The sequence below is a fragment of the Sphingoaurantiacus capsulatus genome, from assembly GCF_042648405.1.
Taxonomy (GTDB): domain Bacteria; phylum Pseudomonadota; class Alphaproteobacteria; order Sphingomonadales; family Sphingomonadaceae; genus Sphingoaurantiacus; species Sphingoaurantiacus capsulatus.
The window spans coordinates 102,995-125,566 of sequence record NZ_JBHRXV010000003.1 but is presented as its reverse complement, the minus strand read 5'-3'; the positions used below and the strand labels follow the sequence as shown (position 1 = coordinate 125,566).

General features: G+C 68.9%; 24 protein-coding genes. 9 read left to right on the top strand and 15 right to left on the bottom strand.

Annotated elements, in window-relative coordinates; all coding sequences use genetic code 11:
• Nucleotide 1 precedes the first annotated feature (1 nt).
• Entirely contained in the window at nucleotides 2–1,378 is a 1,377-nt protein-coding gene (locus tag ACFOMD_RS03920; protein ID WP_380857148.1) for an L-serine ammonia-lyase, read from the bottom strand.
• A gap of 57 nt (nucleotides 1,379–1,435) precedes the next feature.
• Nucleotides 1,436–2,293: a helix-turn-helix domain-containing protein gene (locus tag ACFOMD_RS03915; protein WP_380857145.1), complete on the bottom strand. Its 858-nt coding sequence runs from the start codon at nucleotides 2,291–2,293 to the stop codon at nucleotides 1,436–1,438.
• Between the two features lie 94 nt (nucleotides 2,294–2,387).
• On the opposite strand from ACFOMD_RS03915, the gene ACFOMD_RS03910 reads away from it, so the two are divergent.
• From ACFOMD_RS03910 to ACFOMD_RS03890, 5 genes are all read left to right on the top strand, one after another.
• The gene (locus ACFOMD_RS03910) at nucleotides 2,388–3,779 is read left to right on the top strand and encodes an alpha/beta fold hydrolase (RefSeq protein WP_380857142.1); all 1,392 of its coding nucleotides are present in this window, start codon (nucleotides 2,388–2,390) and stop codon (nucleotides 3,777–3,779) included.
• Between the two features lies 1 nt (nucleotide 3,780).
• Nucleotides 3,781–5,202, top strand: coding sequence for a DUF885 domain-containing protein (locus ACFOMD_RS03905; protein ID WP_380857139.1), 1,422 nt, complete (start codon nucleotides 3,781–3,783; stop codon nucleotides 5,200–5,202).
• Nucleotides 5,203–5,288: 86 nt separating this feature from the next.
• Entirely contained in the window at nucleotides 5,289–5,969 is a 681-nt protein-coding gene (locus tag ACFOMD_RS03900) for a DUF969 domain-containing protein (protein ID WP_380857136.1), read from the top strand.
• Nucleotides 5,966–6,916, top strand: a complete 951-nt coding sequence (locus ACFOMD_RS03895; protein ID WP_380857133.1) for a DUF979 domain-containing protein — start codon at nucleotides 5,966–5,968, stop codon at nucleotides 6,914–6,916. The genes ACFOMD_RS03900 and ACFOMD_RS03895 overlap by 4 nt, the downstream gene beginning before the upstream one ends.
• Nucleotides 6,916–7,899, top strand: coding sequence for a DUF2891 domain-containing protein (locus ACFOMD_RS03890; RefSeq protein ID WP_380857130.1), 984 nt, complete (start codon nucleotides 6,916–6,918; stop codon nucleotides 7,897–7,899). Before ACFOMD_RS03895 ends, ACFOMD_RS03890 begins: the two co-directional genes overlap by 1 nt.
• A 141-nt stretch (nucleotides 7,900–8,040) precedes the next feature.
• Here ACFOMD_RS03890 and ACFOMD_RS03885 read toward each other — a convergent pair whose 3' ends face one another.
• The 11 genes from ACFOMD_RS03885 to ACFOMD_RS03835 form a co-directional block, all read right to left on the bottom strand.
• Nucleotides 8,041–8,913, bottom strand: coding sequence for an alpha/beta hydrolase (locus ACFOMD_RS03885; RefSeq protein WP_380857127.1), 873 nt, complete (start codon nucleotides 8,911–8,913; stop codon nucleotides 8,041–8,043).
• The gene (locus ACFOMD_RS03880; RefSeq protein ID WP_380857124.1) at nucleotides 8,910–9,218 is read right to left on the bottom strand and encodes a polyhydroxyalkanoic acid system family protein; all 309 of its coding nucleotides are present in this window, start codon (nucleotides 9,216–9,218) and stop codon (nucleotides 8,910–8,912) included. Before ACFOMD_RS03880 ends, ACFOMD_RS03885 begins: the two co-directional genes overlap by 4 nt.
• Nucleotides 9,215–9,889, bottom strand: a complete 675-nt coding sequence (locus ACFOMD_RS03875; RefSeq protein WP_380857121.1) for a hypothetical protein — start codon at nucleotides 9,887–9,889, stop codon at nucleotides 9,215–9,217. Before ACFOMD_RS03875 ends, ACFOMD_RS03880 begins: the two co-directional genes overlap by 4 nt.
• Nucleotides 9,890–9,965: 76 nt before the next feature.
• Nucleotides 9,966–10,607 (bottom strand): DUF6134 family protein, encoded by a 642-nt coding sequence (locus tag ACFOMD_RS03870; protein ID WP_380857118.1) that lies wholly within the window; start codon nucleotides 10,605–10,607, stop codon nucleotides 9,966–9,968.
• Nucleotides 10,604–11,362 carry a DUF1365 domain-containing protein gene (locus ACFOMD_RS03865; protein WP_380857115.1) on the bottom strand — a complete coding sequence of 253 codons (759 nt, stop codon included), beginning with the start codon at nucleotides 11,360–11,362 and terminating at the stop codon, nucleotides 10,604–10,606. Before ACFOMD_RS03865 ends, ACFOMD_RS03870 begins: the two co-directional genes overlap by 4 nt.
• A gap of 131 nt (nucleotides 11,363–11,493) precedes the next feature.
• Nucleotides 11,494–12,834, bottom strand: coding sequence for an NAD(P)/FAD-dependent oxidoreductase (locus tag ACFOMD_RS03860; protein WP_380857113.1), 1,341 nt, complete (start codon nucleotides 12,832–12,834; stop codon nucleotides 11,494–11,496).
• Nucleotides 12,835–12,919: 85 nt separating this feature from the next.
• Nucleotides 12,920–13,327, bottom strand: coding sequence for a DUF2177 family protein (locus tag ACFOMD_RS03855; RefSeq protein WP_380857111.1), 408 nt, complete (start codon nucleotides 13,325–13,327; stop codon nucleotides 12,920–12,922).
• A 138-nt stretch (nucleotides 13,328–13,465) separates the two neighbouring features.
• Nucleotides 13,466–14,500 (bottom strand): SAM-dependent methyltransferase, encoded by a 1,035-nt coding sequence (locus ACFOMD_RS03850; protein WP_380857109.1) that lies wholly within the window; start codon nucleotides 14,498–14,500, stop codon nucleotides 13,466–13,468.
• Nucleotides 14,497–15,441 carry a DUF1295 domain-containing protein gene (locus ACFOMD_RS03845; RefSeq protein ID WP_380857107.1) on the bottom strand — a complete coding sequence of 315 codons (945 nt, stop codon included), beginning with the start codon at nucleotides 15,439–15,441 and terminating at the stop codon, nucleotides 14,497–14,499. The genes ACFOMD_RS03850 and ACFOMD_RS03845 overlap by 4 nt, the downstream gene beginning before the upstream one ends.
• 160 nt (nucleotides 15,442–15,601) lie before the next feature.
• A complete protein-coding gene (locus ACFOMD_RS03840) occupies nucleotides 15,602–16,447 on the bottom strand; it encodes an acyl-CoA desaturase (protein ID WP_380857104.1) in 846 nt (281 codons plus the stop codon).
• Nucleotides 16,448–16,561: 114 nt separating this feature from the next.
• On the bottom strand, nucleotides 16,562–16,882 hold the full coding sequence (locus ACFOMD_RS03835; RefSeq protein WP_380857101.1) for a metalloregulator ArsR/SmtB family transcription factor: 321 nt from the start codon (nucleotides 16,880–16,882) through the stop codon (nucleotides 16,562–16,564).
• 112 nt (nucleotides 16,883–16,994) lie between these two features.
• Between ACFOMD_RS03835 and ACFOMD_RS03830 the strand changes: the two genes are divergently transcribed.
• From ACFOMD_RS03830 to ACFOMD_RS03815, 4 genes are all read left to right on the top strand, one after another.
• Nucleotides 16,995–18,032: an NADP-dependent oxidoreductase gene (locus ACFOMD_RS03830; protein WP_380857098.1), complete on the top strand. Its 1,038-nt coding sequence runs from the start codon at nucleotides 16,995–16,997 to the stop codon at nucleotides 18,030–18,032.
• Nucleotides 18,029–18,832, top strand: a complete 804-nt coding sequence (locus tag ACFOMD_RS03825; RefSeq protein WP_380857095.1) for an enoyl-CoA hydratase/isomerase family protein — start codon at nucleotides 18,029–18,031, stop codon at nucleotides 18,830–18,832. Before ACFOMD_RS03830 ends, ACFOMD_RS03825 begins: the two co-directional genes overlap by 4 nt.
• 133 nt (nucleotides 18,833–18,965) lie before the next feature.
• Nucleotides 18,966–20,138: an acyl-CoA dehydrogenase family protein gene (locus tag ACFOMD_RS03820; RefSeq protein ID WP_380857092.1), complete on the top strand. Its 1,173-nt coding sequence runs from the start codon at nucleotides 18,966–18,968 to the stop codon at nucleotides 20,136–20,138.
• Entirely contained in the window at nucleotides 20,135–21,286 is a 1,152-nt protein-coding gene (locus ACFOMD_RS03815) for an acyl-CoA dehydrogenase family protein (RefSeq protein WP_380857089.1), read from the top strand. The genes ACFOMD_RS03820 and ACFOMD_RS03815 overlap by 4 nt, the downstream gene beginning before the upstream one ends.
• Before the next feature lie 113 nt (nucleotides 21,287–21,399).
• Here ACFOMD_RS03815 and ACFOMD_RS03810 read toward each other — a convergent pair whose 3' ends face one another.
• Nucleotides 21,400–21,747, bottom strand: coding sequence for a DUF2200 domain-containing protein (locus tag ACFOMD_RS03810; protein ID WP_380857086.1), 348 nt, complete (start codon nucleotides 21,745–21,747; stop codon nucleotides 21,400–21,402).
• Nucleotides 21,744–22,568, bottom strand: coding sequence for an LD-carboxypeptidase (locus ACFOMD_RS03805; protein ID WP_380857083.1), 825 nt, complete (start codon nucleotides 22,566–22,568; stop codon nucleotides 21,744–21,746). The genes ACFOMD_RS03810 and ACFOMD_RS03805 overlap by 4 nt, the downstream gene beginning before the upstream one ends.
• Nucleotides 22,569–22,572 lie beyond the last annotated feature (4 nt).

Here is a 22,572-nt window from a genome sequence, read left to right as displayed (position 1 = left end):
ATCAGCACTCGACCACATTCACCGCGAGACCGCCTTCGCTGGTCTCCTTGTAGCGTGAATGCATGTCAGCGCCGGTGGCGCGCATCGTGGCGATCACCTTGTCGAGGCTGACATGGTGGACGCCGTCGCCCGTCAGCGCGAGGCGCGAGGCGTCGATCGCCTTGATCGCGCCCATCGCGTTGCGCTCGATGCAGGGGATCTGCACCAGCCCGCCGATCGGGTCGCAGGTGAGGCCGAGATTGTGCTCCATGCCGATCTCGGCGGCATTCTCGATCTGTGCATTTGTACCGCCGAGCGCCGCGGTAAGCCCCGCGGCCGCCATCGAGCAGGCGACGCCGACCTCGCCCTGGCAGCCGACCTCCGCGCCCGAGATCGAGGCGTTGCGCTTGTAGAGCGCGCCGATCGCCGCGGCGGTCAGCAGGAAGTCGCGGATGCCCGCCGGGGTGCCGCCGCGAAAAGTTCGGTAATAAGTGATGACCGCCGGGATGATGCCGGCCGCGCCATTGGTCGGCGCGGTGACGACGGCGCCGCCTGCGGCATTCTCCTCGTTCACCGCCAGCGCCCAGACGTTGACGAAATCCATCGCCGCCAACGGATCGGCGATCAGCGCCTCTGGCTTGGCGCGCAACGCCTCGTAGATGCGTTTGGCGCGACGCGGCACCTTGAGCCCGCCCGGCAGGATGCCGTCCCGCAGCAGTCCGCGCCGGATGCAGGCGTCCATGCGCGCCCAGATGCGATCGAGCCCAGCGTCGATCTCGGCGTCGCTGCGATGCATGCGCTCGTTCGCGCGCATCAGCTCGGCGATGGTCAGGCCGGCAATCTCCGCCTGCGCCAGCAACTGTCCCGCCGAGGCGAACGGGTGCGGCAACGGCGTCTCGCGACCGAGGCTCGCCGCCGGCGCGTTCATCTCCGCCTCGTCGAGCACGAAGCCGCCGCCGACCGAGAAATACAGCCGCCGCTCGAGCACGCTCTGCGGCCCGTCGAGCGCTGTGAAGCGCAGCGCGTTGGCGTGCTTCGGGTGTGCGGTCTTCGTCCAGATGATGTCGGCGCCGGGATCGAACGGCACCATCTGTCGGCCGCCGAGCATGATCTGCCGGTCGGCACCGATCGCGGCGATCAGCGCGTCGATCGAGTCCGAATCCACCGTCGCCGGGTCGAAGCCGGCGAGGCCCGCCTGCACCGCCACGTCGGTACTGTGCCCGACGCCGGTCGCGGCGAGCGAGCCCATTAGCTCGACCTCGACGCGCTGCACGCTGCCCAAGGTGCCGCTGTCGGCGAGGCCGCGCACGAAGCGCAGGCCGGCCGTCATCGGACCCATCGTGTGCGACGAGGAGGGGCCGACGCCCGGCTTGAACAGGTCGAAAGCGCTGACGGTCATGACCGCAACCTACTCCCGCGCCGCGACTCCGTACAGCTTGCAAGCTGTCGCGGGCTCTCAGCGAGTGAGCGAACCCGGTGTGACACCGTGGCGGCGCTTGAACGCGCGGGTGAAGCCCGACTGGTCGGCGAAGCCCAGGCCGAGCGCGGCGGCGGCGGCATTGGTGATGCCGCGGCGCAGCTCGGTCGCCACCGCGTCGAGGCGCAGATTGCGGTGGTAGGCGATCGGCGCGTCGCCATGCACGGCGGCAAAGGCGCGGGCGAGGTGGAAGGGGGAGGCGCCCGCTGCCTGCGCCAGTTCGCCGAGCGTCACCGCCCGATCGGCGTGGGCATGAAGCCAGGCGCGGGCGATCTCGACCCGGCGAAGCAATTCGCGCCGCGTGCCGGTGCGCATCACATCGAGCCGTCCCAGCCGCGCTTCGCCCTCGGCGATCAGCTGGCCCAGCCGCTCGGCGGCGCGATAGGCGATGCGATCGGCAAGCGCCGGGCCGGCGTCGGGGTCGCGCGCCAGCCGCCGCGCGGCGGCGGTCAGCAGCGCGCCGAGCGGGTTGTTCGCGGCGGCCAAGGTCACCGGCCCGTCGCCAATCAGTTCGGCGGCGTCCTCGGGCAGGTTCGCGACCTGGGGCAGGTAGAGGCAGAGCCCTGTCGCGCCCGTCAGCAGCGACGCCTCGCCCGCCCGGCTTGAATCGACGATCAGCATCTGGCCGCTGGTGATGCGGTAGGTGCGCGCGCCGATCGTGTAGCGCTCCTCGCCGTCGAGAACGAATTTCAGCGACAGCGGCCCATGCCCGAGCGGCGAGGCGCCCCGCGGCAGCCGCGACAGGATCACGCGTGCCCGCGACGACGCCGGCACCACGCGGTCGCGGTGCGCGCGCAGGTCGACATAGTCGGTCATCGGCTGGGGTCGGTGGGCCATCGTCCCGCTCATAGACTTTTCGCAAGTACGGACAAGGAAGCGCGAGACCCCCGGTGCTAGGGCAAGGCGTCGCAACCTTGCCGGGACCTACCTCATGCATCGCCGCCTCCTGCTCCTGTCCGCCGCCCTGCTGCTTGCCGGCGCCGCCCCCCCGACGGGCGAGCTGCCACGCACCACGGTGTTCGGCGTCTCAGGTACGCCGCAGCCGGCAAGCGACGGCAGCACGGGCGTTCGAGCCGACACCATCGCCGCCGGGCTGACCGGTGCGAAGCTGGGCCTCAAGGCCGGCGACATCGTTACCGAGATCAACGGCATGGAGATCGCCGACATGGGCGCCTTCGCGGCGGCCGCGTCGAAGATCGAGGCCAGCAAGCCGGTACGCGCGACCGTCTGGCGCGCAGGCAAGCGACAGGTGCTGACCACCACGTCGGTCGGCCGCCCGCTGGAGAGCTACCGCAACGGCACCGCGCACTATGGCGCCGTCCCGTTCCGCGGCGGCCTGCTGCGCGAGGTGATGGTGGCTCCGCCGGGCGGCGCCAAGGGCCCGGTGCTGTTCCTCATCCAGGGCTACACCTGCGATTCCTTCGAAACGACGCGCGAGGACAGCCCGCACCGGCTGCTGTTCGACGGCCTGCTGGCGCGCGGCATCAGCGTCTATCGCATCGAAAAAGCGCAAGCCGGCGACAGCCGCGGCGGCCCGAGCTGCCGTACCGGCGACTTCGATGCGGAGATGGCCGGCTTCGAGACCGGCTATCGCGCGCTGATGGAAAAGCACGGCATCGCGCCCGACCGCATCTTCATGCTCGGTCACTCGATGGGCGGGGTCGAGGCACCGCTGCTCGCGGCAAAAGTCGCCGCGCCGCGCGGCGTGGCCGTCTACGGCACCGTGCTGCGCAACTGGCACGACTATATGTTCGACATCTTCCGCATCCAGGGCTTCACCGGCGGCGGCGCCGATCCGGTCGACGGCGAAACGGGATCGGAAAAGCTGCGCCCGCTGTTCCGCGCGCTGCTGCTCGAAGGTCGGACGCCGGCTGCGCTGGCGGCGGCGAACCCAGAATATGCCAAGCTGCTGCGCGAACTGCTGCAATGGGACGGCGGCGACCAGATCATGGCGCGCCACTACAGCTTCTGGCAGGGCCTCGCGAAGCAGCGGCTGGTGACGGCGTGGCGCGACACGCGCTCGAACGTCCTGTCGGTCTACGGCGAGGGCGACGTCGCCGCGATCGACAATCGCGACCACCAGCTGATCGCCGACATGGTCAACCACTGGCGCCCCGGCACCGCCCGCTTCGTCGAGGTGCCGCGCACCGGCCACGGCATGACGATCGACGGCAGCATGGCCGAGGTGCGCGCAGGCCGGGCCCCCACCGCGAACCGCCCGCGCCCGGCGTTCAACTCCGATCTGATCCCGCTTTTCGGCGACTGGATCGAAGCGACGATGCGCGAGCCCGCGGTGGCGACGCGCTTCCCGGCGAAGGGCTGACATGCGCCCGCGCCTGATCGCCCTCGCGCTCGGCGTGGCGCTGCTGCCGGCGGTCGCGCTGACCCAGTCGGCGCCCGCACCAACCCCGGCCTGCGACACCGGGCTTGCGCAGATCAATCCGATCTTCGGCTGGCAGCTCCAGCGCGCGCAGGCGCTGCGTACGCTCGCCGCCGCGCCCGCCACGCAACAGGCCGCGGCGCTGGCCGAATGGCGCGCGCTCGCGACCGAAGTGCGCGCCGACATCGCGGGACTGCGGCAAGGCCTCGCCGAGGGGCGTATCGCCCCGGCGCCGGTGATCGATCGGGTGCTGTCACAGGTACGCGCGCTCGACGATCAACTGGCGGCCTCGCCGCTCGCCACGGACCCGGCCTGGCGCGCGCTGCTCGACCGAGACCTGCGCCCGGCACTTGCGGCCTACATCGATTTCCTCGAGCGCGACTATCGCCCCAAGGCCCCGCGCGCGAGCAGCTTCGCTGGCCGCCCGGAGGCGCGCACCTGCTTCGGCGAGGCGGTGACGCAATGGACGACGCTCACCCTCCCGCCCGAGGAGATCGAGGCCAGCGGCCACCGCCTGCTCGCCGAGGCCCGCGCCGATCTGGCGAAGGCGGCGGGCGTCAGCGAAGCCGACCTCCCCACGCTGCTCGCCGAGCTTCGCCGCGGCACCCCCGGCGCCACGCGCGAGGAATTGCTGAAGGTCACCGAAGGCGCTCTCTCGCGTGGCCGTGCCGCCACGCCGCGCTTCTTCCACCTCGACAAGCCGCTGCCGCCGATCGTCGTCGAGCCCTTCGCGCCCGCGCTTGAGGCTGACGCCGTCGCCGGCGTCTACCGCCCCGCGACCGACAGCGCGCCCGCCGCTTATGTCGTCAACCTGTCCCGCCCCGAGGAGCGGCGGCTGATGGCCGAGGTCATCGCCTTTCACGAGACCTTCCCCGGCCACCATCTCGCCTTCGCCGCGCAGCGCAGCGCCGGCAGTTTTAACTCGGGCTTCATCGAAGGCTGGGCGATCTACGCCGAATATCTCGCCGACGAGGCGGGCCTCTACGCCACCCCGCGCGACCGGCTCGGGCTTCACGCCAAGCATATGTGGGCGGCGAGCCGCCTGATCGTGGAGCCCGGGCTGCATGTCCGCGGCTGGACACGCGCGCAGGCGATCGATTTCATGCGCGCCAACACACTGCTGTCCGATACCGAAATCGCGGTGGAGGTGGACCGCTACCTCGCGCTCCCGGGCCAGTCATTGTCCTACATGCTCGGCGCCGATCGCCTCCGCAAAGCGCGCGCGCGGGCGGAACGCGTGCTCGGCAAGGCCTTCGATATCCGCCGCTTCCACAAAATGGTGCTCGACGCCGGCCCGCGCCCGCTCGACGCTGTAGATGCAGATGTCGACCGCTGGATCGGCGCCATGGCGAAACCGCGGACCTGACAGCCGCAGTTTGCAACGGCTTCATCGGTGGACATTTCGGCGGCCGTGCCGAAGATGCGCCTTCCGATTCTTCGGGGGGTATTCGCTTGCTCGTTCTTTCCGGCATCGCCGTCGTCGTGCTCGGCTTCCTGCTGCGCCTCAATCCGCTGCTCGTCGTCACCGTCGCCGCGCTCGTCACCGGCTTTGCCGGCGGGCTCGATCTGCTGACCATCGTCGCGGCGTTCGGCAAGGCGTTCAACGACAACCGCTACGTCTCGATCATCTGGATCGTGCTGCCGGTTATCGGCCTCCTCGAACGGCACGGCCTGCAGGAGCGCGCGCGGCTGCTGATCGGGCAGGTGAAGGCGGCGACCGTCGGCCGGCTGCTCGTCGCCTATCTGCTGTTCCGCCAGGTCACCGCCGCGATCGGTCTCTATTCGATCGCCGGCCATGCGCAGACCGTCCGCCCGCTGGTCGCGCCGATGACCGAGGCCGCCGCCGAGAACAAGCACGGCGAGATCTCCGACGAGACCCGCGACGAAGTGAAGGCCTATGCCGCCGCCACCGACAATGTCGGGGTGTTCTTCGGCGAGGATATCTTCATCGCCATGTCCTCGATCCTGCTGATCAAGGGCTTCCTTGAATCGAACGGCATCATCGTCACGCCGCTGTCGCTGTCGGTATGGGCGATCCCGACCGCGATCGTCGCCTTCCTCATCCACGGCGGACGCTTGCTGCTGCTCGACCGTAAGCTCACCCAGACGACGAAGGCGAGGGCGGTGCGATGATCACGCTCGCCTTCGTCTATACGCTCGCCGGCCTCGTCTTCGCGGCCTTTGCCGGCCTGTCGGCGGTCGATCGCACCAATCCGAAGCGCCTCGGCAACGCGGCCTTCTGGGGGTTGCTGGCAGTGAGCTTCCTGGCCGGCGACCTGCTCGGCGACCTCGGCAACGGCATCCTCGTTATGGGCCTCGTCGCGCTTGCCGGCTTCGGCGCGCTGGGCAAGGGCTCGCCCACCACGACCAGCGTCGAGGCGCGGCGCGAGGAGGCGATGCGGCGCGGCAACAAGCTGTTCCTGCCGGCGCTGATCATCCCGTTCACCGCGCTCGCCGGTACCCTGCTGCTCGCCGACCTGACCGTCGGCGGCCAGCCGTTGATGGACCCCAAGCAGATCACCCTGATCTCGCTCGGCTTCGGCGTGCTGTTGGCGCTGGCTGCGGCGATGAGCTGGCTGCGCCCGCCGCTGCTGGCGCCGCTGCAGGAAGGCCGCCGCCTGATCGACTCGGTGGGATGGGCGGCGGTGCTGCCGCAGATGCTGGCCGCCCTTGGCGCCGTGTTCGCGCTGGCGGGCGTCGGCGTGGTGGTCGGCGATCTCGTCGGCGGCGTCATTCCCGATGGCAACCGGCTGGCGGCGGTGGCTGCCTACACCGTCGGCATGGCGCTGTTCACCATGGTGATGGGCAACGCCTTCGCGGCCTTCCCGGTGATGACCGCCGCAGTCGGCCTGCCGCTCGTCGTCCGCCAGTTCGGTGGCGATCCGGCAATCGTCTCGGCGATCGGCATGCTTGCGGGTTTCTGCGGCACGCTGATGACCCCGATGGCCGCCAACTTCAACATCGTGCCGGCCGCCCTCCTTGACCTGAAGGACCGCTACGGCGTCATCCGCGCGCAGATCGGCACCGCGCTGCCGCTGCTCCTCGCCAACACCCTCCTCATGTACTGGCTGGCGTTCTGATGCTCACGCCCGAACTCGCCTCGAAGTTCGCCGCCCTCGCGCTCGGCCACGTCCGCCGCGAGTATCCCTACAAGCCCGATCATGTGCTGGCCGGGCCGGAGGATGCGAAGCGGCCGAGCGAGCTGCATCCGATTTTCCACGGCAGCTTCGACTGGCACAGCTGCGTCCACGGCTTTTGGCTGCTGCTGCGCCTGCTGCGCGAATATCCCGACCTGCCGGAAGCCGGCGCGATCCGCGCGCTCGCCGACGAGATGATGGTGCCGGAAAAGGTCGCGGGCGAAGTCGCCTATCTGGCGCGGCCGACCGCAGCCGGGTTCGAGCGTCCTTACGGCTGGGGCTGGCTGCTCAAGCTGCACGCCGAGGCCGCGCAGCATGACGCGCCCTGGGTGGCCGCGCTCGAGCCGCTGGCCCGCGCCTTCGCCGCGCGCTTCCACGCCTTCCTGCCAAAGCTCACCTATGCGATCCGCGTCGGCACCCATTTCAACACCAGCTTCGCGTTGACGCTCGCCGACGACTGGGCGGCGACGCATGATCCGGCGCTGCGGGCGCTGATCGGCGAGCGCGCCCGCGCATGGTTTACCGGCGACCGCGACTGTCAGGCATGGGAACCCGGCGGTGACGAGTTCCTGTCCTCGGCGCTCTGCGAGGTGCGGCTGATGCAACGCGTCCTCGGCGACGAGTTCGAAGACTGGTTCGCGAACTTCCTGCCGCGCGCCGCGCAGCAGCAGCCGGCGTCGCTGTTCACGCCTGCGGTGGTCAGCGACCGCAGCGACGGCAAAATCGTCCACCTCGACGGTCTCAACCTCAGCCGCGCCTGGTGCTGGAAAACCGTTGCCGGATCGGTCAGCGATTCCGGCGTTCGCGCCGCCGCGCTCGACGCCGCCGACCGCCACATCGCCGCCAGCCTCCCGCATGTCGCGGGCGACTATATGGGCGAACACTGGCTCGCCACCTTCGCGCTCCTAGCGCTGATGGGCGATTAGCCCCAACGCAATCCCTCTCCCGCTTGCGGGAGAGGTTAGGTGAGGGTGTGCGAGCGTGAGCGAGCCCTTCGGCCGCCGGCCACCCTCACCCTCCCACCGCTTCGCGGCGGGTCCCTCCCTCTCCCGCAGGCGGGCGAGGGGCTAATGTGCTTTCAGGAACTCCACCACATCCCGCAGCACCGGCGCCCTTCCACGGAACGGCTTCGACAGCGTCACGACGATGCCGACATGCCCAAGCTCGGGATACTCGCGCAGAATCGCCTTGCCGCCCGCCGCCTCGACCGCCTTCGCCAGCTTCCGGCTGTTGCGCGGCAGGACCATGGTGTCCTCCGTCCCGGTCGCGAGGAACAGCGGCGGTGCGTCGCCGCGCGCGAAGCTGATCGGCTGCGTCGTCGCCGGGTCTGCCGCCTTGCCGAACGCATTGCGTGTCGCCGCCACGTCGAAGGGCACGAAATCATAGGGGCCAGCCAGCCCGGCCACCGCGCGCAGCCTCGCCGGATCGCTCCCCGCCGCGTGCAGCCATTGCGGGTCGAGCGCCAGCATCATCGCGATATAGGCGCCCGCCGAATGACCAACGAGCGACACCTTCGCGGGGTCGCCGCCATAGCGGCCGATGTTCGCCATCGTCCACGCCACCGCGGCCGCGCCATCCTCGACGAATCCGGGAAAATGCACCTGCGGCACCAGCCGATAGTCGGGCACCACGACGGTGAAACCGCGCGCTGCGAACGCCTTGGCGGCAAAGCCATAGCCGCCCCGCGACCCGCTCGCCCAGCTGCCGCCGTAGAAGAAGACGATGACCGGCAACGGCGTATCGCTCTTTACGGGCGCGTAGATGTCGAGCCGCTGGCGCGGATCGTCGCCGAACGGCACGTCGCCCGCCGCCTTGCGCACGCCGCGATCGCCGGGCGACAGATTGTTGAGGCCGTTGAGGGTGCCGAGCGGCGAGCAGGCCGAGGCCAGTCCGGCGGCGAGCGCCGCGATGAAGCCGCGCCGCGCCATACGTCTCGTCAACGCAGCAGCAACTGCCCGGCGTCGCGCACCCGCCCGCGCAGCTTGTCGACGAGGCCGGCGAGCAGCGGCGGCAGGGTGACGGTCAAGGTAACGACAGTGTCGGCAACGTCGATGAAGCCGCTCGCCGTCTGGCCGAGCCCGCGCGCTTCGAAGATCATGCGGTTGCCGTCCCAGCGCTCGTTCAGCTTGATCAGCGCGCCGCCGGGGACGCTGCCGACCGTCCGCGCGAAGCCGTTGGCGATGCGCTGCCGCGCCTCATCGGCGCCCAACTGATGCGGGATATTGACGGTCATCGGCTCGCTCATCGCGCATCCTCCGGCATCACGGCGGCCAGCGCCGCGGTCGTGTCGGCGGCGTCGAAGAAGCGGTCGCCGTACTTCGCTGCCAGCTCAACCGCCGCGGCGCGATTATAGTTCATTGCAACCATCACGACATGCATGCCGTTGCCAAGCGCCGAGGTCGTCTCGTTGACGCTGTCGTCGATCAGCAGGGTGGCGCCGACCGCGCGGGCGGTCACCGATTTGCAGGCGTTGGTGCCGCCGACATGGTGCAGCTCGACGCCGTCGAGCGGGAAGCCATGGGTACGCAGCCAGCGCTCGGTGAGGAAATCGACCTCGGGCGGACGGCGGGTAATGTAGCTCTTCAGGCGCCCGGCGTTAGCGATCGTCGTCGCGAGCGCCAGGCCGCCTTCGACCGGCTTGGCGCTGAGGATCGTCTGCTCCTTGGTCCACATCTCGACCATCACCGGCGCGAGCCGCGCGGTCAGCGCCGGGTCGGGATGCTCCCAGGGGACATAGTAATTCTCGCCGAGGAACAGCACTTCGGGCGCGACGCCGAGAAACTCGGCGCAGGCGAGGCGGCAGCCGCCGACGAGATCGCAGAGCACCGCGTCGATATCGAGCGCGACGGGCGCGGTGCGGCGGAAGTGATCATGATCGACGGCGTCGGGATCGGCGGGCGGATAAGCGACGGACATGGCGCGCTCCATCGCGCGATCGGGCGGCAAAGCCAAGGCCGAACTTCCCCTCGCCCGCTTGCGGGAGAGGGATTCATCACACCCGCTCGTAGGTGATCGTCGATCCGTCGCCGCCCTTGAAGCGCAGGCCGGCCCAGCTCGGCGCGGCGTCATAGTAGGTGTCGAGCACCACCTCGCCGGCCATCGCGAAATGCTCGGCGCGGATCACGCGTTCGCCCCGCGCCGCGATCATTACCTCGCCGCGGCGTTCGATCTTCGGGCGCTGCACCTCGCCGGTCTGCGTGTTGAGGAACGGCCCGTCGAGCATGCGGCGGTTCCAGTGCGTCGCCGCCAAGGTGTTCGCGGGGGCCGCGAATTTGCCCTTCGGCCCGTCGACCGCAACGCCCGTGGCGGTGCGGCGGCCGGTCACCAGCATCTTCTCGCCGTTCTGGGTCGTCGTCGCCTGCACGCTCACCCACTCGTCGCCGCGCCAGATCTCGACCGCATTGTGGCGATAGGTGAACAGCTTGATCGGCCCGAACGACACGTCGAGCGCGACGTCGATGATGACGCGCAGCTCGTCGCCGCTCGTCTCGAAGCGCAGGCCGTGCGCGCCGATCTTCTTGCCCTTGCGCATCACATCGAACGCGAGGACGCGCGCCGGCGGAACGGGCAGGGCGGCGCGGGCCGGCAGCGCGGCACAGGCAAGGCCGGCGATGAACAGCCGGCGGTCGATCATGCTTCGCGCCGCGTCATCGTCACCGCCTGCGCCGGCGGTGTCGGCGCGCGCCAGAAGCCGACGCGCTTGCGGAACAGCCGGATCGCCTCCCAATGGATCGCGCCCAGCACTTTCAGCGGGAACAGCCGCCCGGCGGCGAGCAGCTTCAGCACCATGCCCGCGGTGAACGGCCGTTCTTTCCCCGCCAGCCGGGCGGTCAGCATCGGCGTCTCGCCTTGCCGCACGTCGATATCGAGCCGCACCGCGCCGTTGGGCGTCGTCACCCGGAAATCATAGGCGAGGTCGAGCGACATGAAGGGCGAGACGTGGAACATTTTCTCGCAGCCGTGGCGCAAGGTGTCGCCTGCGTCCGCCTCGACCGGAAACAGGTAGGAGTGCCGTTCCCCGAAGGTGTTGTTCACCTCGTACAGCACCGCCTGCAAGCTGCCGTCGCGGCGGTGGACGTAATAGACGCTGATCGGGTTGAAGACATGGCCAAGCAGCCGCGGCTGGCACAGCAGCAGGATGCGGCCGCCGTCATGTTCGATGCCATGCGCGGCGAGAATCTCGGCGACCTGCGTCTCGAGCGGCCGGCCCGATCCGTCGAGATGGTCGCGGTCGCGCAGGGCCAGCAGCGCCTGCCGGTTGCGCCCGAACAGCCAATTGCCCGTGCCCGCCGCGGCGAGATCGATCGCGAGCAGCAGCAGCCGGTAGGAAAAGCCGTGCGGCGTCGGCGCGAAGCGGTCGTGGCGCAGCCAGGTATCGTAGAGGTGCACCGAGGTGTCCTCCCCGGCACGGGGAGGGGGACCCTGCGGAGCAGGGTGGAGGGGTAACGGCACCGAGAACCCCTCCACCGCCTCCGGCGGTCCCCCTCCCCGTTCCGGGGAGGATGAGAGGTGGGAGGCGCTCACGCCGCGAACACCTCCGGCTCAATCGGCTGCATCTCGCGGGGATTGAGCGCCACCCGCCCCGAGGCGTTCTCGATCGTCCACGGCCGCTGCACCCCGCCCAGCACCTCGGCGACGGCCAGCCCCGCCTGCAGCCCATCCTCGTGGAAGCCCGCACCCAGATGCGCGCCGGCGTACCAGACCCGGTCGATGCCCTGGATGTCGGCATGCTCGCGCTGCGCGGCGAGCGCGGCTTGGTCGAACACCGGATGCTCATAGGTCGTCGCGTATTTGATGCGCGCCGGCGCGATCGGCGTCGTCGGGTTGAGCGTCACGAACAGGTCGTCGCAGGCCAGATGCTGCAGCGCGTTCATCCAGTAGCTGATCGACACCGGCTGCCGCGCGCCGCCGTCATCGGTAACGCCGAGGTAATTCCACGCCGACCACACCGACCGCCGCTTCGGCATGAACGCCGGGTCGTCGTGCAGCACCGCGTGATTGCGGCTGTAGCGGAAGGCGCCGAGCAGCTCGCGCTCGCGGGGCGTGGGATCGGCAAGCAGCCTCAGCGCCTGGTCGGCGTGCGTCGCCATCACCACCTCGTCGTAGACATGCGCCTCGCCGCTCGTGTCGGTCACGAGCACGCCGCCGCTGGTGCGCTTCACCCGCGTCACCGCGCAATGGCCCCGCACATGAAAGCGCGCCTCGCCGAGCAGCGCATTGATGTAGCTCTGGCTCCCCCCGCGCACCGTGCGCCACGGCGGCCGGTCGCCTGCGATCATCAACTGATGATTGTCACAGAAGCGCACGAAAGCGGCGGCGGGCAGCGCCATCATCTCGTCGATCGGGCCGGACCAGATCGCCGCTGCCATTGGCAACAGATGATCGTCGCGGAAGGCGGCGCCATAGCGGCCGGCGCTCAGGAATTCGCCGAGGCTCTGCTGCTCCGCCGCCGGCCCGTGGCGCGGCGCCTCGCGGTAGAAGCGCAGGATGTCGCGGATCATCCCCCAGTGGCGCGGGCTCAGCAGGTTGCGGCGTTGCGCGAACAAGGTGCCGAGATCGGTGCCCGAATATTCGAAGCGGCCGTGGTCGATCGACACGCCGAAGGTCATAGCGGTGTCGTCGGTCTCGACGCCGAGATGATCGAACAGCGCGCAGAGATTGGGATAGCTCGGCGGATTGAACACGATGAAGCCGGTGTCGACCGCGACCTCGCCCTGCCGCGTCTTCACGATCCGCGTATTGGTGTGCCCGCCCAGCCGCGGCTCGGCCTCATAGAGCGTCACGTCATGCCGCTGCGACAGCAGCCACGCGGCGGACAGGCCCGAAATCCCCGATCCGACGACCGCAATCCGTTCGATCACTGACTGACGCCCCCAAAAAGCCATCCGCGGTTACTCTAGGTTCGATGCAGCCATGCCCGCGGTTGCACCGATGCGACGAACCGTGTCAGCGCTTCGTCGCCACGAATTGCGCCATCGTCGCGATGGCGGCGGTGACGAAAGCGCCCCACGCCATGTCGATAACTACCAGCTTCGCCGTCCACGGCACCATCGTCGCATAGTTGGTCAGCTCGTAGGTGCCGTAGCCGATGAGGCCGAGCCCGGCGCCCCGGCGCGCGGCGGCGGCAAGGTTCGGCGTCGCCCAGTCGACCGCGAAGGCGGTGACCAGCGCGACATAGCCAAAGTAGAAGATCGCGGCTGGCGCGATGCGAATATCGCTAAGCAGCATATCGCCGAGCACAGCGCGGAACATGTCGATCGCAAAGCCGAGCCACAGCGCATCGAGCACCAGCATGGTGCCGAGCGCCGCGCCATAGGCGGCGAGGAAGCGGCCGGTCGAGGGCGGGCGGCTCATGTTTGATCACCTCTCATGCTGTTCCACCTTCCTCATTCCCCATCCGTCATTCCGGCGAAAGCCGGAATCCAGGCCCGGCGTTTGGCTGGATCCCGGCTTTCGACGGAATGACGGGCAGGAAAGGACAGCCATCATCGCTCAAGCATCGATTGGCACAGGCTTCAGGCGCACATGCACCACGCCCCAGGCGTCGCCGCCCTCGTGCCCGAACAGTCCCTCGGTCGCGAGGAAGAACAGCCGCCAGCGCCGCAGCCACAGCCGCCAGTCCTTGCCGTAGGTGCTCTTCAGCACAGGGGTGATGCGGTCGATGTTCCGGTCGTAATTCTCAAGCCACAGCCGCGCGGTGCGGGCGTAATGGCTGCCCGGCCACCACCATTGTTCGTCGACGGTGAACAGGTCGGGAAAATGGCTGGCCAGCGTCTCGCTCGGCATGATGCCGCCGGTGAAGAAATGCTGTGCGATCCAGTCGCTCTCGTCGCCCTCGTCGAAGCGGTAGGGCGAATGCCGATGCGCGAAGAAATGCGCGAACAGCAGGCCATCCGCCTTCAGCCAACCGCGCAGCCGCGTGAACAGCGCCCGCCAGTTCGACATATGCTCGAACATCTCGACCGAGACGATGCGATCCGGTGCGAAATCGGGCTCGAACACATTGGCGTCGGCGGTGATGATCCGGACGTTGGCAAGCCCGCGTTCCGCCGCCCGCGCCTCGATATAGGCGCGCTGCGACGCTGAGTTCGACACCGCGGTGATCCTCGACGCCGGATACTGCTCCGCCATCCACAGGGTCAGCGAGCCCCAGCCGCACCCGAGCTCCAGCACCTCCTGCCCGTCTTCCAGCTTCGCATGCACGCAGGTCTCCGCCAGCGCCGCCACCTCGCCCTCGTCGAGCGTCATATCGGGCCGCGGAAACAGGCAGGATGAATATTTGAGGCGCGCGCCCAGCGTCTGCACGAACAGTTCGGCGGGCACCTCATAATGCTGCCGGTTGGCGGCGTCGGTGTGCACCGCGATCGGCTGCTCGGTCATCGCGGCGGCAAAGGCGGCGGTATCCGCCCCCTCGGCGGCAAGCTTGCGGTTGGTGCGCCCGACAAAGCTCTGGATGACCGCGCGCGTCAGAAAATCGGGGATGGGCAGGCGCTCGCCGATCGAGGAGAGCAGGGCGTCGAGGCTCATTTGCGCGGCTTCCCCGAGGTCTTCGGCTTCGGCCGCGGCTTCCGCTTCGGCCTGGCCGGTGCGGCAGCCGCGGGCGCGGCCTTCGCCTTCGCGGGCGCTTTCGGCTTCACCGGTGCCTTCGGCTTCACCGCGCGCTTAGGAGCGGACCTGTCCTGCGTAGCCTTCGGCGGAGCAGGAACGAACCGGCTGACCCGCGCGACATAGGCCTCCCACGCCGCCCCGCGCGTCCGCCGCATATGCGCCTCCAGCGGCGGCACACCCGACATGTTGAGCAGCAGGTGCAGCATCATCAGCGGCGCGGCGAGCGCGATCCACCCCGGCAGCCAGCTCGGGTCGGCCAGCGCCCCCAGCGCCACCGCGCACCAGCTCAGCCACTCGAAGAAATAATTGGGATGCCGCGACCAGCCCCACAGGCCGACGTCGCAGATCTTGCCCTTGTTCGCCGGGTCCGCCTGAAAGGCGCGCATCTGCGCATCCGCCGTCGCCTCGCCGATCAGCGCGACGACGAACAGCGCCGCCGCCGCATAATCGGCCAGCCCCAAAGCCCCCGCCGGCGACCGCGCCACCAGCACCACGCACACCGCCAGCACCGACGCCGCCGCCGCCTGGATCAGCAGCAGCCCGAACATCTTCACCGGCGAGCTGGCGCCCCAACCTTCACGCATCTTCGCATAGCGCGGATCGTCGGGATGCCCCGCGCTGCGCTTCGCCAGATGCCACCCCAGCCGCACCGACCACGCCGCCGCCATCGCCGCGTACAAGCCGGCGCGCGCCTCAACCCCGTCGAACGGCCACACCGCCCCGCCGACCGCGCCCAGCCCGACCGCAAAGGTCCAGGCAACGTCGATCCAGCCCGATTTGTGCGTGCGCTCATGATAGGCCCAGACCGCGATCATGATCGCGGTGGGCACCAGCACCGCGACGAGAAGCGCGGCGGTCACCGGCGACGGCTCCGGCGGCGCGACGGCCGCGTGGCAAGACCCTGCTGCAAAACGCAATCCTCCCCTTGGATGCGGTGCCAGCCTAGCCGCGCGGACGGCCGGCGGGAACGGTGAATTTTGATGTGCTTAAGTACGGGGAGGGGTGGGCAGGGGATGCGTGTCAGGCGCGCATGAAGGCGCGCGTGAGGACCGGACATCCTTGGCCGCGATCAGCCACCCGGCGCAGGCTTGCCCGGAAGGGCAGGTGATCGGGCGTCACGATATTCCAGACCAGACCCAACCGCTCGAACGCCATCAGCATCGTCCAGCCCAGATCGACCTGCCCCGGCTCTAGCCCGAGCTTCGCCGATCCCGGATAGGCATGGTGATTGTTGTGCCAGCTCTCACCCATGCTGATCAGGCCGGCGATCCGCACGTCGTAGCCCTGAACGCTGGCGCCCTCGACGATCCAGGTCTGGCCGCCTTCCCGATGGGCAAAGTGGCCGACCAGCCAATGGCCGGTGACGCAGACCGTGACGCGGGCACAGATGCCCCAGACCAGCCACGGCAGGCCGCCGATCAGGAAGAAGGCGACCGCCCACGGCAGCTGCTGCCACATCCATGTCCGCTCCATGAAGCGGTACACCCGGTCCTCGGCAACCCGCGGCTCCAGCCGGAATACGGGCGGTCGCGCCAGCTCAAGCTCACAATGCAGTTGATGCCAGCCGTCGCGCCAGAAGCTTGCGCGATGCCCGAAATAGTCGTGGCATGCCCGCTGTCGCTGCGCCCAGTCGCGCATGTCGTGGACGCGCATCATGCCGACCGGGCCGGCCATGCCCACGAGGACGCCGAGATAGACGCACAAATGCTCAAGCCAGAGCGGGCATTCGAAGCTGTTGTGGATGAGCCGCCGGTGCATTCCGACTGAATGGCCGGCGCACAAGGTGATCGCGCAAGTGACGAGGAACAGCGCGAACGCGCTCCAAGTGAAATAGAGCGGGCCGAGGATAAGCGTCGCTGCCGTCATCGAACCGATCCACAGCGACCTAGCTGGCGACCAGCGCACACGCCCCTCGACCGAGTCCGACGAAGCATCTGTCACGATACGCTCTGAACCCGGAACGAGGTGCATGGGGAACTCCTACTCGTGGCTGGCTTTGCGGGCGTCGCGCAGCTTGGCGCTTTCGCGCTTCAGCGGTGTCGACACCGGGCAGAGATGTTGAACGAAGCCATTCAGCGTGTTCGCCAGATTTTCGCGGACCAGCGAATAATGGACGAACGACCCCCGCTTCTCGCTGGCGATCAGACCAGCATTCTCAAGAATTTGCAGGTGCTTGGAGATGGCCGGACGTGAAATGTTGAACCGGTCGGCGATCTCGCCGGCGGTCAGGTCGACTTCCGACAGATAGGCGAGAATCTTTCGACGGGGTGTCGATGCGAGGGCTTCGAATATCTTTTCCATGTAACGAATAAGTTAAATGATGACGCGATTGGCTGTCAAGCGCTCATGTCCTTGAGCAACCCCCGCAACTCGGTCACACTCCCCCCAACGAACATCGCCTTGGGGGCATCACATGGCCAACGCCACACTCACGCGCGTCGTGCTCGCGCACCACATCAGTGGCGCGCCGACGCCCGCCGATTTTCGCATCGAGACGGTCCCGATCCCGGAGCTTGCCGAGCATCAGTTTCTCGTCGCCAACGACTATGTCTCGGCCGATCCCGGCACCCGATCCCGCCTCTCGCCCGGCGCCAGCTATGCGCCGCCGCTGCAGCCCGGCGCGACGATCGACGGCTTTTCGGTGGGGCGGGTGGTCGAGAGCCGGAACGAGAAATTTGCCGTCGGCGCGCTGCTGACGCTCGGCGCCGGCGGCTGGGCGACCCATTCGATTTCGAACGGCCGCGGCTATGTCGCGGCGCTGCCCGATCTCGGCGTGCCGGCGACCGCCTGGCTCGGCGCGCTCGGGGTGCCGGGGATGACCGCCTATTTCGGGCTGAAGCGCGTCGCCGAGATGCGCGCCGGCGCAAATGTGCTCGTCACCTCGGCGGCGGGGCCGGTGGGGGCGACGACGGGGCAGCTTGCCAAGATTTGGGGGGCGGGCAAGGTCGTCGGGCTCGCCGGTGGTACGGACAAGCGGCGCTGGCTCACCGAGGAGGCCGGCTTCGACGCGGCGATCGACTATCGTGCCGCCGATCTCGATGCGCAGCTCGCGGCGGCGTTTCCAGAAGGCGTCGACGTGCTGTTCGACAATGTCGGTAACGCGATGATCGACCGGGTGCTGCCGCTGATGCGGCCGCGCGGGCGCATCGTCGTGTCGGGGATGGTCGCGGATTATAATCGCACGCCGGCGGAGGCGCCGGGGCTGCACAACACCCGCGAGTTCATCGGGCGGCGGCTGCGCATGGAGGGGCTGGTGGTGTTCGACGACCTGCCGGCGTTCCCCGCCGCGCAGGCCGAGGTGGCGGCGCTGATCCGCTCGGGGCAGCTGAAGACGCGCGAGGTGATCCGCGACGGGGTCGAGGCGCTGCCCGCGCTGTTCAGCGAGTTGTTCGAGGGCGGCAGCGCCGACTTCGGCCGGCGGCTGGTGCGCGTGAACGGAGCGGGCGCATGAGCGGCAAGCGCTTCGAAGGTTACGAACGCTTCGAGTTCAGGCGCGACGGCCGGATCCTCACTGCCACCATCGCCGCACCCGGCCCGGTCAACGGTGTCGACGCCTTGCTCCACGAGGAGCTGGCGCGGGTGTTCACCGACCTGCAGCAGGACCCCGACAGCGACCTCATCATCCTGACCGGCAAGGGCCGCGCCTTCTGCGCCGGCGGCGACTTCGACTGGTTCAAGGAGCAGATCGCCGACCCGGCGACCTTCCGCGCCATCGGCTGGGACGCCAAGCGCATCGTCACCTCGCTGCTCGATGTCGAAAAGCCGGTGATCTGCCGGATGAACGGCGCTGCCGCCGGGCTGGGCGCCACGATCGCGCTGCTGTGCGACATCATCGTCGCCGACGAGAAGGCGGTGATCGGCGATCCGCATGTGAAGGTCGGGCTGGTGGCGGGCGACGGCGGCGCCGTGATCTGGCCGCAGCTCATCGGCTTCGCGCGCGCCAAGGAGCTGCTGATGACTGGCGATCTGCTGACCGCCGCGAAGGCCGCCGAGATTGGGCTCATCAACCATGTCGTTCCCGGCGACCAATTGGATGCCAGGGTCGCCGAGGTGGCGGGCAAGATCATGGCCAACCCGCGCTGGGCGGTGCGCTGGACCAAGACGCTCGCCAACATGCCGCTGAAGGCGCTGGCGTCGCAGCTGATGGACGCGTCGATCGGTTACGAGATGATGTCCAACGTCACCGCCGACCGCGCCGAGGCGGTAAACGCCTTCATCGAGAAGCGCCCGGCGAAGCTGACCGGCGAATGAGCGGCTTCCGCCACTCTTATCCTCCCCGGAACGGGGAGGGGGACCCTGCGCAGCAGGGTGGAGGGGCATTCCGGCGCCGGTTACCCCTCCACCGCCTTCGGCGGTCCCCCTCCCCTTGCAAGGGAGGAGCGCGATGACCAGCATCTTCCAGTCCTTCACCGACGAGGCCCCCGAGATCGCTGCCCTGCGCGAGCAGATCCGCCGCTTCGTCGCCGCCGAGGCGCCGCGCGAGAAGCGCATCGCGTGGGACAAGGCGCAGGCGTGGCCGCGCGACGCTTACGCCAAGCTCAACGCGCTCGGGCTCACCGGCCTCACCATCGCCGAGGAACATGGCGGGGCGGGGCAGGACATCGTTGCCGCCGTCGCGGTGATCGAGGAGCTGACGCAGGCCGGCCCTTTCTTCGCCGGGCCGTTCATCCACACCGCCTTCTATGGCGGCATGAACCTGTCAGAGAACGGCTCGCCCGAGCAGAAGGCCGAATATCTGCCGCGGCTGGCGCGGGGCGAACTGTTCTTCGCCTACGGCCTCTCCGAGCCTAATGTCGGCGGCGATCTCGCCAGCGTCGAGACGCGGGCCGAACTCGATGGCGACACGGTGGTGGTCAACGGCGCCAAGCGCTGGTGCACCGGCGCGGACTGGGCCAACGTCATCTATTGCCTCGTCCGCTCCGGCCCGCCCGAGGACCGCTATCGCAACCTCAGTTTCGTGCTGATCCCGACCGACACGCCAGGGATCAGTATGCAGGATATCGAGCATTCGAACCTGCGCTACACCAAAAGCCAGGACGTCTATTTCGACGACGTCCGCGTTCCCGCCGCCAATATCGTCGGCGGGCCGGCAATGTGGAACCGCGGCTGGGAGCTGCTCGCGGGCCGCGCGCTCGATGTCGAAAAGATCGAGATTTCCGCCTGTGCCTACGGCATCGCCCGCGCCGCGCTGGAAGAGGCGTGGCAGTACGCCAAGGAGCGCGTGCAGTTCGGCAAGCCGATCGCGCAGCATCAGGCGGTTCGCCACAAACTGGTGACGGCAAAGACCAAGCTGCAGGCCTGCCGCCACATGCTCTACCACGCCGCCTGGCTCGCCAATGAAAAGCGGCCCTGCTCGGTCGAGACCTCGATGGCCAAGCTGTTCATCGCCGACACCGGCGTCGAGATCGCGCTCGCCTGCCAGCAGGTGATGGGCGCCTATGCGCTGTCCGACGCCTATGACATGGACCGGCACGTCCGCGACCTGCTCGGCATGCCGATCGTCGGCGGGTCGAGCGACATGCAGAAGAACAACCTCGCGAGCCTGCTGCGCCTATGACCGCTCCCCATCCCGACGTCGCCGATCTGGCGCCGAAGGTCGCCGCCCGCGCCGAGGAGATCGAGGCGGCGCGGCGCCTGCCCGCCGACCTTGCTGCCGAACTGGCCGCCGCCGGGCTGTTCCGGCTGGTGGTGCCGAAGTCGCTCGGCGGCCTCGAGCTGCCGCCCGGCGAGGTGGTCGCCACCATCGAGGCGATGGCGCAGGCCGATGCGTCGGTGGCGTGGTGCCTGATGATCGCGGCGACCACCGGCCTGACCAGCGCCTACCTGCCGCGCGAGATCGCAGCCGAAGTCTTCGCCGACCCGAACGTCATCACCGGCGGCGTGTTCGCGCCGATGGGCAAGGCGGTCGTCGATGGCGACGACTATGTGGTAAGCGGCCGCTGGAGCTGGGGCTCGGGCACCGCGAACTGCGCCTGGATCGTCGGCGGCTCGCTGATCTTCGAGGATAGCGCGATGCGGCTGCTGCCCAGTGGTCAGCCCGATCACCGCATGATGGTGATGCCGCGCGCCGACGTCGAGCTGATCGACACCTGGCATTCGGCGGGGCTGAAGGGCACCGGCTCGGGCGACTTCGCGGTGGAGGAGCTGCGCGTGCCGCGCGCCCGATCAGTGTCGCTGATCGTCGATGCGCCGGTCGAGAAGGGCCCGCTCTACGCCTTCCCCGCCTTCGGCCTGCTGGCGCTGGGCATTGCGGCCGTCGCCGCCGGCAACGCCCGCGCCGCGCTCGACGAGGTGAAGGCGGCACTCGCCAGCAAGCGCGCGCCGGGCTCGAAGCGAACCGCCGCCGAGCGTGGTGCGGTGCAGGTCGAGGTCGCCAAGAGCGAAGCCAGGCTCCGCGCCGCCCGCGCCTTCCTTTACGGCGCCATCGCCGAGGCGTGGGAAATCGCGCAGGCCACCGGTAGTATCGACCTCGACACCCGTGCCGAACTACGCCTCGCCGCCACCCACATGACCCGCACCGCGGCGGAGGTCACCCGCGAAGCCTATGACCTCGGCGGCGGCGCGGCGCTGTTCCTGTCCAACCCGCTGCAACGCCGCTTCCGCGACGCGCATGCGATGACGCAGCACATGATGGTGTCGCCCGCGACCTACGAACTCACCGGCCGCGTCCTCCTCGGCCTGCCGACCGACGCCTCGACGCTTTAGCGAAAGCCGTCGCCCTACCCCTTGTCGTCACCCCCGCGAAGGCGGGGGTCCATTCTCCGAGGCGTCGGCGGTAATGGATCCCCGCCTGCGCGGGGATGACGATAGAAGGGGAGTCAGGCCCGCAAAATCTTCGCCATCGGCCGGCCCTTGGCCAGCTCGTCGATCAGCTTGTCGAGGTAGCGGATCTCGCGCATCAGCGGCTCCTCGATCGCGTCGACCTGTACGCCGCAGACCTTGCCGGTGATCAGCGACCGCGACGGGTTCATCGCCGGCGCGCCACCGAAGAAATCAGTGAACGTCGTGCGCTCGGCGATCTGCGCCTCCAGCTGCGCTTGCGAATAGCCGGTCAGCCAGCGGATCACCTCGTCGACCTCCGCCTGCGTCCGGCTCTTCTTCGCCGCCTTCGTCACATAATGCGGATACACGCTGGCAAAACTCATCCCGTAGATGCGATGCGTCATCGCGCGACCTTTCCGAACGGCACCACCTTATTGTCGATGTCGTGGCCGATATCGGCAACGCCGAGCCAGGGGATTCCGGCCCGCGCGCACCACTCCTCGGCGACCTGGACATCGTTGCGGATGAAATCCGGGTCGTTCTCCGGAATGTCGCTGCACCGTCCGAGCTTCAGCCCGGCCACGCGTCGGATCATCGGGTCGGAGGTGACGTGGAACAGCGCCCGGTCGATCCGGTACATATATTCGCCGATCTCCTCGAGCATCAGCACATGCCCCGACAGGTCGGGCGCCCAGGGCGTGCCGAGCAGATGGCTGAGGATCGTCAGATTGAACGCCGCCGCCGGCCGCCGATCGCGGAGCGACGTTTCCAGCGAGGCCGGATCGCGTTTCGCCAGCCACGCCAGCGACCGCAGCACCGCCGCCTCACCGCCGACGCGGTTGATGTCCCCCGGCATCGGCCCATGCACCGGCTGGCCGATTCCCGCCGCATAGAGCGCGCCGAGCATGAAGCCCGCGTCGCTGTACCCCAGATAGGTCTTGCCCTTAGCCGCCGGCCCGAGCCTCGGCAGCACGCCTTCCAAAGCCCGGTTCGATCCGTAGCCGCCGCGCGCGAACCACAGCGCGTCGATGCGCGAATCATTCGCCATCTCGACGAACGCATCGGCCCGCGCGGCGTCGGACCCGGCGAAATGACCATCGCTCAGGAAGCATTGCGGATGGACGACCAGCTCGACCTCGGCGAAGTGCGCCGCGGCCAGCGCGCGCACGCGCTCGACGGCTTCCGGGGTGATGCGGCAGGACGGTGCGACGAGGGCGATGCGCAAGGCG